The 14,876-nt window shown below is 31.8% G+C and carries 17 protein-coding genes; 13 read left to right on the top strand and 4 right to left on the bottom strand.

Annotation, left to right across the window (positions count from 1 at the left end; all coding sequences use genetic code 11):
* Window positions 1-161 precede the first annotated feature (161 nt).
* The 6 genes from ACQKMR_RS19820 (at window position 162) to ACQKMR_RS19795 (ending at window position 5,902) form a co-directional block, all read left to right on the top strand.
* A complete protein-coding gene (locus ACQKMR_RS19820; RefSeq protein ID WP_427698848.1) occupies window positions 162-590 on the top strand; it encodes a hypothetical protein in 429 nt (142 codons plus the stop codon).
* A 146-nt stretch (window positions 591-736) separates the two neighbouring features.
* Entirely contained in the window at window positions 737-1,147 is a 411-nt protein-coding gene (locus ACQKMR_RS19815; RefSeq protein ID WP_427698847.1) for a hypothetical protein, read from the top strand.
* 303 nt (window positions 1,148-1,450) lie between these two features.
* Window positions 1,451-2,185 (top strand): MerR family transcriptional regulator, encoded by a 735-nt coding sequence (locus tag ACQKMR_RS19810; RefSeq protein WP_427698846.1) that lies wholly within the window; start codon window positions 1,451-1,453, stop codon window positions 2,183-2,185.
* An 892-nt stretch (window positions 2,186-3,077) separates the two neighbouring features.
* On the top strand, window positions 3,078-3,251 hold the full coding sequence (locus ACQKMR_RS19805; RefSeq protein WP_427698845.1) for a hypothetical protein: 174 nt from the start codon (window positions 3,078-3,080) through the stop codon (window positions 3,249-3,251).
* 321 nt (window positions 3,252-3,572) lie between these two features.
* Complete coding sequence (locus ACQKMR_RS19800) at window positions 3,573-4,175, top strand: hypothetical protein (protein WP_427698844.1); 603 nt, start codon at window positions 3,573-3,575, stop codon at window positions 4,173-4,175.
* A gap of 362 nt (window positions 4,176-4,537) precedes the next feature.
* Window positions 4,538-5,902 carry a M1 family metallopeptidase gene (locus ACQKMR_RS19795; protein WP_427698843.1) on the top strand — a complete coding sequence of 455 codons (1,365 nt, stop codon included), beginning with the start codon at window positions 4,538-4,540 and terminating at the stop codon, window positions 5,900-5,902.
* Window positions 5,903-6,158: 256 nt separating this feature from the next.
* Here the strand turns inward: ACQKMR_RS19795 and ACQKMR_RS19790 are convergent, their stop codons facing one another.
* Window positions 6,159-6,788 carry a YczE/YyaS/YitT family protein gene (locus ACQKMR_RS19790; protein WP_427698842.1) on the bottom strand — a complete coding sequence of 210 codons (630 nt, stop codon included), beginning with the start codon at window positions 6,786-6,788 and terminating at the stop codon, window positions 6,159-6,161.
* A 2-nt stretch (window positions 6,789-6,790) separates the two neighbouring features.
* The gene (locus ACQKMR_RS19785; protein WP_427698841.1) at window positions 6,791-7,486 is read right to left on the bottom strand and encodes a YjjG family noncanonical pyrimidine nucleotidase; all 696 of its coding nucleotides are present in this window, start codon (window positions 7,484-7,486) and stop codon (window positions 6,791-6,793) included.
* A gap of 77 nt (window positions 7,487-7,563) precedes the next feature.
* Here ACQKMR_RS19785 and yeiL point away from each other — a divergent pair, with 77 nt between their 5' ends.
* Window positions 7,564-8,235, top strand: a complete 672-nt coding sequence (yeiL, locus tag ACQKMR_RS19780) for a transcriptional regulator YeiL (RefSeq protein WP_376106634.1) — start codon at window positions 7,564-7,566, stop codon at window positions 8,233-8,235.
* A gap of 510 nt (window positions 8,236-8,745) precedes the next feature.
* On the opposite strand, the gene ACQKMR_RS19775 is transcribed toward yeiL, so the two are convergent.
* Complete coding sequence (locus tag ACQKMR_RS19775) at window positions 8,746-8,910, bottom strand: hypothetical protein (protein ID WP_427698840.1); 165 nt, start codon at window positions 8,908-8,910, stop codon at window positions 8,746-8,748.
* Window positions 8,911-8,920: 10 nt separating this feature from the next.
* A complete protein-coding gene (locus tag ACQKMR_RS19770) occupies window positions 8,921-9,115 on the bottom strand; it encodes a hypothetical protein (RefSeq protein ID WP_427698839.1) in 195 nt (64 codons plus the stop codon).
* Between the two features lie 527 nt (window positions 9,116-9,642).
* Here ACQKMR_RS19770 and ACQKMR_RS19765 point away from each other — a divergent pair.
* The 6 genes from ACQKMR_RS19765 to ACQKMR_RS19740 all read left to right on the top strand — a co-directional run bounded on the left by ACQKMR_RS19765 (window position 9,643) and on the right by ACQKMR_RS19740 (window position 14,782).
* Window positions 9,643-9,987: a hypothetical protein gene (locus ACQKMR_RS19765; protein ID WP_397330336.1), complete on the top strand. Its 345-nt coding sequence runs from the start codon at window positions 9,643-9,645 to the stop codon at window positions 9,985-9,987.
* Between the two features lie 379 nt (window positions 9,988-10,366).
* The gene (locus ACQKMR_RS19760) at window positions 10,367-10,705 is read left to right on the top strand and encodes a hypothetical protein (RefSeq protein WP_427698838.1); all 339 of its coding nucleotides are present in this window, start codon (window positions 10,367-10,369) and stop codon (window positions 10,703-10,705) included.
* Window positions 10,706-10,915: 210 nt separating this feature from the next.
* Window positions 10,916-11,365, top strand: coding sequence for a DivIVA domain-containing protein (locus ACQKMR_RS19755; RefSeq protein WP_427698837.1), 450 nt, complete (start codon window positions 10,916-10,918; stop codon window positions 11,363-11,365).
* Between the two features lie 178 nt (window positions 11,366-11,543).
* On the top strand, window positions 11,544-12,158 hold the full coding sequence (locus ACQKMR_RS19750; RefSeq protein WP_427698836.1) for a DUF6141 family protein: 615 nt from the start codon (window positions 11,544-11,546) through the stop codon (window positions 12,156-12,158).
* A 562-nt stretch (window positions 12,159-12,720) separates the two neighbouring features.
* Entirely contained in the window at window positions 12,721-13,974 is a 1,254-nt protein-coding gene (locus tag ACQKMR_RS19745) for an MFS transporter (protein ID WP_427698835.1), read from the top strand.
* Between the two features lie 304 nt (window positions 13,975-14,278).
* Complete coding sequence (locus ACQKMR_RS19740) at window positions 14,279-14,782, top strand: DinB family protein (protein WP_427698834.1); 504 nt, start codon at window positions 14,279-14,281, stop codon at window positions 14,780-14,782.
* Window positions 14,783-14,876 lie beyond the last annotated feature (94 nt).

The following is a 14,876-nucleotide window of genomic DNA, read 5'->3' as shown; positions in this document are numbered from 1 at the left end:
ATCAGTTTAAAAGAATACTATATTCATTCCTAATTCAATTAGGGAGGTTGCTAAGGCAGCCTTTTTCTTACGGAACTAACGGGGCAGTTTAGTTGAAGAAGGATTTATTTGTTACCATATAGAATTAATCCGTTATACGGGCAACAAAGGAGATAGTAATTATGAGTAAAAGTAAACCAGTTGATGAATTAACCATTGAGGACTTTAAAAAAAGTCCGATATGGGAATGGGCAATAGATGAAGAGGAAAATGAAGACCAAGACGAAACTTGGGTAAGACCATCAGAAACAAAAAATTTCACAGAAGAACTAAATGGTTCGATAATATCAGGGGAATTATCAACAAATGATGGTGAAAAGTTTCCAATGATGTGCAGTCTTGATATTGAAGATGATGAATTATTTATTAGTTCAGTTGTTTTTTATAACAAAAGAGAAGACGAATACTATGCCTTAGAAGATGTAGTTAAAAAAATTCAGTTACCTTTATCAATAAATATTGCTCTTGAAATCAATGGAAAAAATCAATTATTGAATTTTACAGTAAATAAAGTGGACATTTATAAAAATAATATAAGAACAAGTTTGTAATACTCGCTTATTCAGCTAACGGGTGCGTTAGCTGAGGACCGGAGCTGTCTTTAAGGCGGCTTTTTCTTATGGAACTAACGGGGCAGGTTAGTTCAATAAGGATTTTGTTATGATTAATACAAACAAGCAGTGTATCGGAGGTCATAATGGATAAAGAACAAGAAAAAAGAATTGTAAAAAGGTTCTTTTCTAAAAGAATACAAGATAGAGTTATATTTGAACTATCATCAGAAAGGAAAAGAGTAGAGGCATTGAACAGACTTTGCCACGATTATAACAAAACACTTATTCCAGAATATATGATTGAAATACCAACGCCTAATTCCGATTATCAAGAAATTGCTACTTTACTTAAAAAACAAGGTGCACCAAATGAGTGTTATGTAATTTCATGGAACGAAGAAATTGATGGTAAAAAATTATCCTTAAATGAAGCCTTAAAGAAAGTAGTTGGCTATGGAATGCCTTCTATTGTTTCGTGTATTGAAGGTTCACTTGCTTACTTTGAAGCAGAACAAGAGGTTGGTTCACCTCCAAGATTTTTTCTGAAAAGGTAAACATAAAAGTTACTTCTTATTAATCTAACGGTTGCGTTAGCTAAAGATCAGAGCTGTCTTTAAGGCAGCTTTTTTTTTCTTATGCAACTATCGGGGCAGGTTTGTTGAAGAAGGAGTTCAAATAATGGGGTAATTCAATAAAATTTAAAAGTGGCTTACGTCTTTGAAATAAATTACTGATATAACGTGTTGAGTTAATAAATAAATTTTTTTAATAAAAATAAATAAAGGGAGTTGAACCTAACACAATGTCAGGTTGTATAGTAATGTTGCCGGCTAAAATAATTTGTACGAAATGAGGGGTTGATTCTGAATAAAAAAACTTGGAAAATTGGAGAATTAGCTAAACAAACAGGGCTTACGGTTCGGATGCTCCATTATTATGACAAAATTGGTTTGTTTTCTCCTTCGCAGACTTCTGATAAGGGACATAGGATTTATACTGAAACAGATATTGCTAAGTTGCAACAAATTATGTCACTTAAGCAGCTAGGGTTTGCTTTGAAAGAGATCAAAGAAATGATTGGAAATCCAAACTTGAATCCAGTTAAAGTTATAAAAGTACAGCTAGAAAGTGTAAAAGACTCTATTCGAATACAAGAACAATTGTGTATTCGATTGGAAAGAATATACGAGTTGCTTAACAGTCAACAGGAAGTGAAAGTAGAACAAGTTATAAATCTAATTGAGGTGATTAATATGAATAAAGATAAATATTTTACTCAAGAGCAACAGGAAAAGATGTTCAAAGAGCTTGGGCTAGAGGAAAGAAAGCAGTATGTAAGTAAATGGGTTGAAATTACTGAAAAAATACGTGTGGAATATGAAAAAGGAACACCATCTGAAGATTTAGACGTCACACAATTGGCAAACCAATGGAATGAACTTCTCAGTAAGTTGTCTCTTAGGGATCCAGAAATGGCTAAAGCAGCAGAACTTTATTATAAAGAGAATCCTGAAGTTGGAAAGAGATTGGGAATAGATAAAATAGATAAACAGCTTTCTGATTATATCAAGAAAGCTATGTCAAACATTTAATGAATTAAAAACTCGTTTTTCATTTAAACTAAACCGTATGCCAAATATAGCATACGGTTTTTTCATAAATCTTCTTGTTCAACTAACGGGTGCTTTACTTCAATAGCAGGGAGATAATTAAGCTATGTTAGATTTTCTTTTAGGCATTCTTTCCGCAGGATTCGGTGAAAATTCTTTGAATACTCGAAAAATTGATCGAGATATAGAAATGTAAAAAGAGACGTCCGGGTTTTATGACGTCTCTTTTTGTATTGAGAAAAGCCCTCTCCAAGAGGGTTTACTTATTTAATTATTTTCCTTATTAGCATTACTACAAATAGAATAAAAAGAATGAATATAATAGAACCAATGATGCTAAAGTTCGTCACAATAGTGATCACTCCCTAACAATTAAATTGTAAGGATAATTATAAACTATTTATTTTAAATCGGCACTTCTAATAGTAACGGAACTATATTTACTAGTGACAACTGTTTTTGCAAAAGTAGCTGAATATGCGACAGTAGCTGAGAAATCCTGACTCATATCAGAGAATCATACTTGGTTTAAAGATATATATGAAGATGAAAAATATCATCGATTGTTTTTTGTAAATAGAAATGTTAGGCAGTATTTACAAAGTACAATGCGTGTAAAAAGAATTATAAAAAGGGAAAAATCTCAAAGAGTATTTCTTGTATTTTTAAATAAACAGTTAAAAAAAAAAATAAAATATCCTTAATCAACTAACGGGTGCTTTACTTCAATAAGAGAGTTGCTTTGGCAGCTTTTTTTCTTTTGGAACTAACGGGGCAGGATAGTTCCACAAGCACAGTGTAGTCGTACTGTTCATCAATTTTTTTCTGGGGATTTATGCTATAATTCCCAATAGAAAGATTGGAGAGAGAAACAATGAACTGGGTAGACTTCATGGCACTTACTGGTACACTATTTTATTTGATTCCAATAGCATTTATTGCTTGGTTTTTAATCAGCTTTATCAAAACTCAAAAGGAAAGAAACAGTTTACTTCGAGACATTTCATTAAAGTTAGATAAGTATAAAATTGACAAAAAGGAAGAGTAATATCTTACTCTTTCTTTTTCACTTTTATTTCACCATTTCTCCATCACCTTTACTTCACAGTTTGTGTCAACTCTACAATAAGGCAGGTTGCTGAGGCTGCCTTTTCTTATGGCACTAACGGGGCAGGTTAGTTTAAGAAGCGTAGTGTATTCGTACTGTGAGCTAAAGAAAAGTCATCAAAACCCTTGGGAAATGGAACAATAACAATTCAAGGATAATAGTTAAGGTATCTGTTATGATAGTAAATGTGAACTTTGCCCATAAGAGGAAGTAATTAAAATGAAGCATGAATAATCAAGGTACAATCTGGAGGAATTTATTATGAAAAAGAAAATTATGTATGGAACACTTGGCGCAGCATTATTAGCTTTTGGAACTTACGCTTCTCTATCTTATAACAGCCCTATCGCAGAAGCTCAAGATGAACCCAACGGCAAAATTGTAGCAGATGCTGAAAATACTCAAACTGCAGAAGTTGATTACAAACTTAGCAGTGAAGAACTTCAAAAAGCTCAAAAGGAAATCGGTAAAGTTAACAACGAAGAAGATATCATCGCTAGAATGATAGTAATGACACTTCAAAAAGTTAATTTCGGTGGAAAATTGGATGCTCCTAGAGGTGTTGATCCTTATTCTATTAATAGAGCTCAAATGACTAAAGGCAACATCCAATACTTGAAAAATCAATTAGACTCTATTGAAATCAGTCGTCTTACTAAAACTGACGGATATGAAAAAATGTTAGATAAATGGGCCGAAGGTAATTTTGACCAAGTTGATAAAGATGCAGAAAGCCTAGTAAGTTTCTTATCCGAGCCTTACGGTAAATATGAAGGCGATAAATTAGGGAAGAAAGGCTTTTTACAAGAGGAAAACTACGTTAAAAAAATGTTCGGTGAGAATTCACTGAAATTCCAACAATAATCTTCAGAAGATAAGCTACGAGAAATCGCAGCTTATTTTTTGTTTATAAAAATAGGATTTGAATGTGCGATTTATCTTCTTTTCTCATGTATGATAATTTGTAAAATCATACTTTCAAAATAGAGAAAGATACCCTTCTTCAACTAACGGGTGCGTTAGCTGAAGATCGAAGCTGTCTTTAAGGCAGATTTTCTTTATGCAACTATCGGGGCAGTTTAGTTGAATAAGAAAAATAGAAGGATTTTACATTTTTTTGAAGAAGTACTTTCTTTACGAAGTTAAAAATCGAAATGAAATGAGGTGAAGAGATTAAAAAATTAATTATTATATGCCTACTATTAATTGCATCTGGTTCTATATGGATGGTATATAAAACTGAAAAGGTGAAATTTCCAAGCACTTCAACGGTTAAACAGGGTAAGGAAGAGTTTTCACCAAAAGGATTATCTCCAGGTAGCGAGTCTGAGTACGATATTAATATGGAAATGGATGTAGAAGGGAATTTTAAAATCCATTCAACTACTTCAATAAAGAATATCTCTACTGATAAATGGGAACAGTTAATATTTTACTTTATTCCAAATATGTTTACTGAAACTAATTCATACTTAGAAAAACCATCTACTGTTAAAGTCGAAAGCATCAATCTTGATGGAAAAACAGTAAAGTTCAATCTTGAAAAGGATACATTAACAGTTCCTTTAAATGAAAAATTAGAACCAAATCAAAATGTAGTTGTGGACATTAAGTATGAATTCACTCTTCCGGAGAAGGGTTTAAGATTTACCAAAAATGAAAATAATTATTTTTTAGCACAATGGTATCCTATGATTGCCACATATAGAAACCATAAATGGAATAAGGAAGCGTATAGGCTTAAAGGTGAGACCTATCATACTGCATTTAGTGATTTCAAAATACAATACAAATTGCCAAAAGATTTAACCATAATTTCATCCAGCGATAATGATAGATATCCAAGTAAACGTACAGGCGTTTTAGAAGGGGAAAACTTAAAAGATTTTTATATTTCATTATTGAAGGAACCGAATGTGATCCAAAAGAAGACAGATGACATTACAATAAGAGTATTTGGGGTTGATGAAAGGAAAGAATTACATAAAGAAATAAGCGAGATGGCTATTGAAGCAATGAATTACTTTCAAGATACTATTGGACCTTATCCTCATAAGCAACTGGATATTATCTTAGATGAATTAGGAATGGAATATCCAGGTGTAGTAACAGCTGGTTCTATTTATAATCGTCTTGAAAGTCCTGAACATCTAAAGCGTATAGTCGTTCACGAAATTGCTCATCAATGGTTTTATGGAGTTATAAGTAATGATCCTTATCACGATGCCTGGCTGGATGAAGGTATAACAGAGCTCGCTACTTTGTTGTTTTATGCAAATCAAGGTAATGATATTTCCTTTGATGAAGAGCTCTTTAGGGAATTTACTTTACCTGTAAACTTACCATTAGATAAATACTCTTCTAACGAACAGAGTAGTTATATTTATGGGAAATCTTCCAAAATGCTCTGGGAAGTTTTTCGGGAAAATGGAGGAGAATTAAAAGCTGAAGATTTTCTCAAAAATTATTATGACCATTATCAATATAAAGAAGTAGATACTCAAGAGTTTATAAGATTTTTAAAATACTATTTGAACTTAAAAGATGACGTCTATTTTAAAGATTGGATTTTATTAGAGAATAACAACTAGAATTTAAACTAAAGTCATTTAATATATCTCATTTATTTTCTTTTCTTAATGAACTAACGGGTGCTTTAGTTCTATAAGAAATGATCAAACTTTAATAGAACGGAGCTGTCTTTAAGGCAGCTTTTCCTTATGTAACTAAAGGTGCAGGGTAGTTTAACTGTAGTTTTACAAAAAAGATTGATCGTTTAGAATAAGTTTGATAAAAATAACCTCTTTGGATTCTTATCCGGAAGAGGTTATTTTTTAGTTATGTTTTTTATTGAGTTTTTGGTTTCAGCTGATAGTTTTTAAATTTCAATCGTGTATAAGAAATAATGCCGGACAATAAGAAGAAGCTGATAATCGTTCCTTCTCGAATATTGATTGGTAAATTGTATAGTAGTGATATTGTTATGGAAAGAATAATGGAGAATAAATCGACACAATATCTGTATTGGGAGAAGGAGCGTTTTGTTAATTCAGCTATTCGTAAACATAAACTTTCAATAGGAAAAGGAATAATATCTAATGATAAAATAATGCCTGTTGTTCCACCGGCTAGTACCGCACCGAAAATAAATAGTCCGATTCTTACTAAATAATTCTCTACGTGAATCGTACCGAAAATAGTATAGAGAAAAAAATTAATAACCATTCCAAAGAACAAGATGGAAATGAACATCAAAGTAAATTTTTTAAAATCCTTTTTTTCGCATAGGCAGATATAGCCGATTAGAAAAATGAGATTTGCAATGAATGTAATTGTCCCAACTTTGATGGAAGTCCATTCAGATATGGATAAATTCATCGCATTAAAACTGCTTACTCCAATATCAGCTTTTAATGTAAGACTAATGCCAATAGCACTTACTATATAGAGCAGAATCGATTGAATTACTTTTTTCATGATTATTCCTCTAATAAGTCCATTATTTGCATTAAATTTGGTATCGTATATGTGCTCTTAGGTGAACATGATTTAGGCATGCTTCTCTTTGGGTTAAACCATACACAATCAATTCCGACATTGATAGCTCCTTGAATATCCGATGTTAAACGATCACCTATCATTAAAAATTCTTCTTTACGGCTTGTATGCAGGGCATCAAAAATATAGTTAAAGAAATGGGGATTCGGTTTTTCATAACCAATTTCTTCGGAGATAAAAAGTTGTTCAAAATATCCTTGTAGCTTGGCACCCTCTAATCTTTTTCTTTGAGTTATTCCTACCCCGTTTGTTCCAATATATAATTTATAATCTTGCTTACTTAATGCATTTAATAATTCATGTGCATGGATAATTGTCTTTTGTCCTTGGTTTAAATGCTCACGGTACATAGTTTCAACTTTTGCTCCGTTTTCATCTATATTAAATTCCTTCAAAAAAAGTGAAAAACGCGTTGTCAGCACCTCTTCACGAGAAATCAAGCCTTCCTCTAATCGATACCATAATCCATCATTAATGCGCTTATAACATGCAATGGTTTGTTTGTTATAGGGCACCCCGTATCGCGTAATAATTTGTTTTAAAGCCTTTTCTTCTGAATCTTGAAAATCAAGTATCGTATCATCTAAGTCAAAAATAATATGTTTGTATTTGTTCATTCCTATCCACCTCTTGTTAGTAATATATCGAAAGTAAGAATATAATAATAGGAGATATCTCATATTGAGGTGATATAATGGAAAAAATCAATTTGAAGGATTACGCTGAAAATTTTGTAGATATATATAATGATATTCAAGAAACTTTTCCGAAAGCAGTTTTACATCAGGCTTTTATTTGTAAGTTTTCTTCTAACGAATATATAGTGCGCTTTGATGAAGATATTCAATACTTATTTTTGTTATTGGATGGGCGGGCAAAAATATACATAGTACACGAAAATGGAAAACGTGCGCTGATTCAGTTTCTAAAGAAAGATGATTTTATTGGTGAATTATCCTTGATTGAGGTGGAAAAGAATTTAAAAGATGTTGTGGCTATAAATGACTGCACTTGCTTAGCGGTTCCATTGGCTTCATCGAAAGAGCATCTGTTAAATGACAATCTTTTTCTCCATAATTTATCAAAATATTTAGGTGATAAATTACTTAAAAGAACGGATCATTACACAGCTATGCAGGATTATGAATTCAGAAATCGACTGGCGAAATATATTCTTCAAATAGAAAACGATGGATGCTTTCAAGAGAAGCATACCGAAACGGCAGAATACGTCGGGGTAAGCTATCGACATTTATTATACACACTTAACCAATTCCTTGAAGAAGGATTATTGAAAAAAAAAGGAAGAAAGTATTTTATCATTAATAAAGAAAAGTTAGAAAGATTGAGTGCAAAAAAGGATTAATTTAGTTTGATTTGATAACTTGAAATATAAACAAGTTGTTTCACTTTTTTCATATCACAGAAACGAATACTGCTTTGTTAAATATAGGTTTTCAAATTAAAAAATAGCTAATAGAATATTTACTACCACCCTTAAAATTTAATAAGTAGAAATTATCACAATGTCATTTTTAAACATAAGTAACCAAATCTTTTGCGTTTTTTCAATCAATCAAAATCTTTAACATAGCCAAATAAAATAAAAATATTGTTAAAATGAATTAATACTCTGTTTGTGATGTTTCTCACTTAAACTAACGGGTGCGTTAGTTCTATAAAAGATAAAAGGAGAGCACATATTATTCATGGTTAATATGTGCTCTCCTTTATTTGTTTTTATGATATCTCTCAAACATAAACCTCTTTGTAAATTCCCGCAAGACTCCCTAGGTGCTGAAAGTTCATTAGTACCTAAGGGGTTAATTTGGCTTGTAGGTTGATTTATCCAACATAATAGACTTCATTGGGCTAATTAGGCGCCTTTTTTGAAAAACCTAACCAAACCACCAACAACTAATCCAAACCCAAAAATCACTAAAACTATATAGTTGTTAGATAATTTTCCTTGAAGAAGAATAAACAGTAATGCAGAGATAATTACAACCATAAATAGCAAAACAACGTCAATTCGTTTCATGAAACCATCCTTACTTAGACTGATATTTTACACCTGTCGGAACGTATCTAATCTTTGATGATACAAAAGTCTTATTAATTCTTAGCTCAACACCATAAGAAATATTTGTACCTAAATAACCAGCAGCACCAAGACCGGTTGCAAAAGCAAGTGCTACTGGATTAGGGATTTTGAGTTTATTCGCAAAGAAACCAGCAGCTCCCAAAACAGCTCCTCCTGCTGTGTCCACCAACAATAGCATTATTTTATTATTTGTAAGTATTTATGAATAATTTTTAAAAAAAATGATATTTTCATATAAGGATTATGAAAAACATTATGCCCTTGTTGGACAAGGCTATCTAGAAGGACTATAAGAATTAGAAACAATTGTTATACTTCTAATATACGAGGGTGAACGCTGTGGATTTATACTTTTATTCAAATATGATTAGAAATATTAGTGCTACTATTTTTCAAGACGGAATATGGGTAATAGGTTTCTTTTATTTATTAAATTAGACATTTGAAAGTGTAAAGCTAATAAAATTATCAAAAGTAGTTATTATAGTTGTTTTAGCTTTCTTATTACTCTTTTCAATTTCTGTGAATTATTAAGAGATAACAGGTGTTTTACTTCAATAAGAAAGTTGCTGAGGCAGCCTTGTTCTTATGCAACTAACGGGAGGATAGTTTAAGTAGGATAATGGATTTTTGTGGTAAAATGGTAATGCTGAATGGGAGAGGGAACTATTGAATATAGATACTGATTCTCTTGTAACTTTTATTTTTATGTGGGGAATACCAACTTTTATGGTTGTTAGAGGTTATTTAAAAATGAATACTGACGATAAAAAATCAGTAATCAATGATTTTAGGTCACGGCGTTTTATTTTTACAATTGGTTTTATTGTAATAGGGGCTTTCTTTACACATTTAGGGACTTTATTCGCCATAAGCATAATTAAAGTCATTGGTATTGTTTTATTGATTTTAGGCGGAATCTTTTCAATTTTAGATATGTGGAAGGAAAGTAAAATTAAAAGTATGTTAATACTTGTTTTATTATCAGTAGTAATTTTCCTAAATGTCAATTAACTCAACTACTATTGTGCTAACGGGTGCATTAGCTGAAGATCGGAGCTGTCTTTAAGGCAGCTTCTTCTTTATGGAACTATCGGGGCAGTTTAGGTTAACAAGAACAACTGATAAAATAACAATAAGTTAATTCAAGAAGTTTAAGAGTGGAAATAAAAAATAATAATGGGGGAAGAGATAATTTGGGGAAACGTACAAAAACAATCTCAATTTTAGTCATATCAATGATTTTTATATATGCAATATTTGCAAGTATAGAAACCGTAAATCTAAGTTCTAAAACTGTCGATGAAAATTCACAAATAGCGAATTTAAGACTGAAGTTGCTCAAAATGAAATTGGCGATAAAGAATTTTACCAAATTGGTAATTATACATTTGTGCCATTTGAAGTTGGTAATAATGTTTCATTAGTACAGTTTGAAAAAGGGATATTTGGTTGGAAAGAAACATATTATTCTCAAGATGAAGATAGAGGTTATTCATATTATAGTGTTGTTGATGAGTTAAATGAAGATATTCTTTTACACGGTGTCATACCAAAAGATATAGTTACTGAAACGAAGACCATAAAAGTTAATGGAATAGATGCAGATATTGTTATGCTCAATGAAAAAACTAGAATTTGGATATTGATGAACAATAAAAATCAAAAAAACTTCTCTAACATAAATATAGACTTCTTAGATAATGTTGGAAATATAATCGGTAAAATGTAAATACAAATATCATTTCTAAAGGTAGTTGCTATTATTGTGAATAAGTACACTTAAACTAACTGGTGCTTTAGCTTAAGATCGGAACTGTCTTTAAGGTAGTTTTTTCTTTATGGAGCTAAAGGGGCAGGTTAGCATTACAAGGATATGCTAAGATAATAACGGGTTTCTAATCAAACCAATAGTAATTGGTTCTATTTGATGGAGGTTATTATGATATATGAAAGATTAAGTGAACATATAAAAGATTACCCTAAATTGAATGAAGTTTGTCAAGCCATGATTCGTGAAGAATATTTTATAACAGATATAACCACAACTTCTATGTCTCCTGTACAAAAACTTGATTTTACAAGGATAGAGGTTGGAATGGAAAATCACGATGGAGAAAGTATTTTACTAATTTTCACTGAGGGAATAGTCGATTCTATGACAGTTGAAGAAGTTCCTTCTACTAATGAAAAAATTCATCCGAATATACTATTGAATAAAGAGATTATTCACGATAAGACCTTCAAAAAAAGAGCATTTGGTGGCTATGATATGGATGAAGTAGACCGGTTTTTAGACCTGATTATTAAGGATTATAGATTTATTGAAGAGGGATTAATAAAAGAAATTAAAATGCTCAAGGAAGACATGAAGAAATTAAGGGGACATTAGAAATAAATACCCGTTCTTCAACTAACGGATAACCTTTACTTCAATATCAGGAGCTGATCAGCAGCTCCTTTTCTTATGGAACTAAAGGGGCAGGATAGTTGAGTAAGAGGAATAGATAAAAGGCTCTTTTCGTAAGGATTGTTGCTTTCCCAATAAAATAAGGTTTTTTTACATTTTTATGGTATTTTATTTACAGGAGCTTATTCAACTAAAAGAGCAGATTTGTATAAGAAGAAAGGATATTAGGTTAAGCAAGGAGTGGATAGAAATTAGTAAAGACAATGATTCTGTTTTATATCGAGAAGTTCAACGACCAAGACAATTATTATATATCATAGTGATAATTGTGGTTTCAGGAATTTTTTGGTGGGGGTTTATCCAACAGGTTATTTACGGAATTCAATTCGGAGACAAACCGATGTCGGATATTGGGTTGGTAATAGCTTGGGTTTTGTTCGGTTTGATGATACCCTTGTTAGCGTTCCAAGTTAAGATGATAACTGAAGTGCGTGGAGATGGGGTGTATATAAAATTTGTCCCCTTTCATTTTGAATACCGAGACTTTCGTTATCAAAGTATTCGGGATTATAAAAGTGTTTCTTTTAGTTCGCTAAAACGGTTTGGAGGTTGGGGGATTCGTATTAATCTAAATGGAGAACGCCTTTATAATATTGCAGGAAGCGGGGGTGTCGAATTAAGGTTAGCTTCAGGAGACATTGTTATAATAGGCTCAAAAAATCCTGATGAGCTCAAAAAGGCATTAGATTTATCTTTCATAGATAATACTAAATAATCTTCATGATATTTACCAATTATCAAATTTTCAATTTTTCTTCTTAAACAAACGGAGACTTTTATTGTTCGAATACAGCCGTTTCTCAATGGAATGGCTGTTTTTTTATACCTCACGCAAAAAATTCACCGTAATACGATTTGAATTTTGGCAGGCATTAAGCAACATCTGATTTATCTGCTCCTTTTCCGCCATCTTCTTACTAAGGATTGTGATGAATTGTACTTAAACTAACGGGTGCGTTAGTGCCATAAGAAGGCCCCCAATTGGCGGCCTCTGAAAGTATGATTCTTTCAATAATCAAAAATAAAGAGCATTTATACTTAACCTTATGTGCTATTATTATTTATACAAACATTACCATTTTGAATAAACAAACCCCCTCTCTTACTAATTAGATTTTTTATTATTCGATATCACAATGAATACAAGAATTATTCATTAATAATTTGTACATTAAGTACAAAATTGAGTGAAATATATCTAAAAGTCTCAAAGGAGTGAAACCAATGTAAACAAATATTTTTTCTCTCAGAAAATTATATAAGAGGGGTTGTTTGCATTGGAGAATAAATCATTTAATGTATTGATGGGAGGACAATCTTTAGCAAATGCTGGAGATGTTTTTTATATTGTTGCGATTATAACAAGTGTTTACAATGTAACAAATTCTTTATTTTATGTTTCGTTGGTTCCTGTAATAAATATGCTTGGAGGGTTTTTAGGAGGATTATTAGCACCACTTCTCATAGATCGATACACGTTAAAAAAAATTTTATTTAACTCTCAATTAGTTAAAACTTGTATCTTACTGGTGCTAACCCTATATGTATCATTATTATTATCGAAAGATACGATTGTAACGATTTATATAATTATTTTCTTTATCACGTTTTTAGATAGTTTCGCTAATCCAGCAAGTAGTGCATTAATACCTCAACTTGTTTCGGAAGAAAACTTATTAAAAGCAAATAGCCTTATGTCTTCTATATATCAATTCATTCAGATGGGTGGATGGGCCGCAGGTGGTATATTAGCAGCATTCTTGCATTCTAATGGGCTATTAATCTTGACGTTTAGTTTGTATGTATTATCTACCTCCTTACTGGCATTCGTTAAAGTCAAAGAAAAGAAACAGTCTGAAGAATTGGAAGAACTATCAGTAAAGGGAAGTAAAATGACTTCAATGTTTGAAGGCTGGAGAATAATTGCAGAAGATAAAAGGCTGCGTGTCCTCCATTCAACCCTATTTTTTGGTTCTATAGCTAGTCCAGTTTGGGTATCATCCATTCTATACCCTTTTATAGACTTAAGGCTACGTGTAGGAACTGAGTGGTGGGGTTATATAAACACTGCTTTATTATTAGGATTATTTCTAGCAGGAATACTTGGATATAGAAAATCTGATTTCATTAACAAAAATATTCAGAATGTGCTATTGTTAGGAGCCTTTATGGTTTTTCTAATGACTTTTTTATTTGGAATTAATGTAAATCTCTACCTTTCCCTTTTGCTTATTGGTATATTTGGTTTTTTCGAAGAACTGAGGATGATTTCTATTCATACAATCATCCAAAGTTTAGTCAGAGAAAAGCTTTTGGCTAAGGTTTATGCTGTACAGAGTTCTTTAATAATGGCAACATTCGGTATATCAACTCTTATGATGGGGATACTGGGCCAGCGATATAGCATTGTAGTTGTATTTATTGTTGCCTCGATTTCATTATGTTTTTCGTTTATTAATCTTATTACCTCTAGAAAGTATTTAACATTATCTATAGATGAATCTAGCAATAACTTCGAAAACCAATTGTAATTATTTAGACAAAAAGCCAACGGTTCCGTTGGCTTTTTGAATGGAGAATGTCTTTTGTGTCGTTAAGGCACAAACTGTGCAATTAGTCTTATGCAACTAACGGGTGCGTTAGCTGAAGATCGGAGCTGTCTTTTAGTTAGCTTTTTCTTTATCGGAGCAGTTTAGTTGAAGAAGGATTATTTTAACTAAAACCAGAATAAACATATAAATAAATTTACTTTCCAGAATTTGTCGGTAAATTATTTATCATTTAGGCATCAATTGTTTAATACGAAAATACTAGTGGAAATGGAGGGGATTTAATATGACGCACCCCGCATTAAAAATGTATAATTACCACGTGTGGGCAAATGGAGTTATAATTGATCGTTTAAAAGAACTTCCACAGGACATTTATCATCAGGAAATTCAAAGTGGTTTTTCTTCTGTATCAAAGGTGCTGTCTCACATTTATCTCACAGATTACGCATGGTTTGACATAATCTCAGGTAAATGTATGAATGAAGCAATGGGGTCTACGGATCAATTAAGAAAAGAAGTGGAAACGAAAAGTATTCAGGAAATGAAAAAAATATTTCTAGACTTATCTGACCGAAACAAAGCACTTCTGAACAGTCAAAAAGATATTGATAAGTTGATTGTGGTGGATAATCCATATGCTGGGTTGCTTGAAACTTCTATTTCTGAATCAGTACTACACGTTGTCACTCACGGATCATATCACCGTGGCAATATAGCTACCATGTTGCGTCAAATGGGGCACACCTCCGTTATGCAAGATTTTGGACTTTACCTATATTCTAAATAATACAGAGTAGCTCAAGCACAAAATCCTCCTTAAATGGAAAAGCTCTTTCACTAACGAGTGTGATACTTCAATAAGTCTTATTCAACTAACTGGT

The sequence above is a fragment of the Peribacillus sp. NPDC096540 genome, assembly GCF_050278525.1.
Taxonomy (GTDB): Bacteria; Bacillota; Bacilli; order Bacillales; family DSM-1321; genus Peribacillus.
Note: the sequence above shows the minus strand (reverse complement) of the source record. Positions and strands in the feature narration are given on the sequence as shown.

Excerpts from the sequence above, each read along its gene's own strand:
- ACQKMR_RS19820 (WP_427698848.1), top strand. The coding sequence starts at position 162 with ATGAGTAAAAGTAAACCAGTTGATGAATTAACCATTGAGGACTTTAAA.
- ACQKMR_RS19815 (WP_427698847.1), top strand. The coding sequence starts at position 737 with ATGGATAAAGAACAAGAAAAAAGAATTGTAAAAAGGTTCTTTTCTAAA.
- ACQKMR_RS19805 (WP_427698845.1), top strand. The coding sequence starts at position 3,078 with ATGAACTGGGTAGACTTCATGGCACTTACTGGTACACTATTTTATTTG.
- ACQKMR_RS19800 (WP_427698844.1), top strand. The coding sequence starts at position 3,573 with ATGAAAAAGAAAATTATGTATGGAACACTTGGCGCAGCATTATTAGCT.
- ACQKMR_RS19795 (WP_427698843.1), top strand. The coding sequence starts at position 4,538 with ATGGTATATAAAACTGAAAAGGTGAAATTTCCAAGCACTTCAACGGTT.
- ACQKMR_RS19790 (WP_427698842.1), bottom strand. The coding sequence starts at position 6,788 with ATGAAAAAAGTAATTCAATCGATTCTGCTCTATATAGTAAGTGCTATT.
- ACQKMR_RS19785 (WP_427698841.1), bottom strand. The coding sequence starts at position 7,486 with ATGAACAAATACAAACATATTATTTTTGACTTAGATGATACGATACTT.
- yeiL (WP_376106634.1), top strand. The coding sequence starts at position 7,564 with ATGGAAAAAATCAATTTGAAGGATTACGCTGAAAATTTTGTAGATATA.
- ACQKMR_RS19775 (WP_427698840.1), bottom strand. The coding sequence starts at position 8,910 with ATGAAACGAATTGACGTTGTTTTGCTATTTATGGTTGTAATTATCTCT.
- ACQKMR_RS19755 (WP_427698837.1), top strand. The coding sequence starts at position 10,916 with ATGATATATGAAAGATTAAGTGAACATATAAAAGATTACCCTAAATTG.
- ACQKMR_RS19750 (WP_427698836.1), top strand. The coding sequence starts at position 11,544 with ATGGTATTTTATTTACAGGAGCTTATTCAACTAAAAGAGCAGATTTGT.
- ACQKMR_RS19740 (WP_427698834.1), top strand. The coding sequence starts at position 14,279 with ATGACGCACCCCGCATTAAAAATGTATAATTACCACGTGTGGGCAAAT.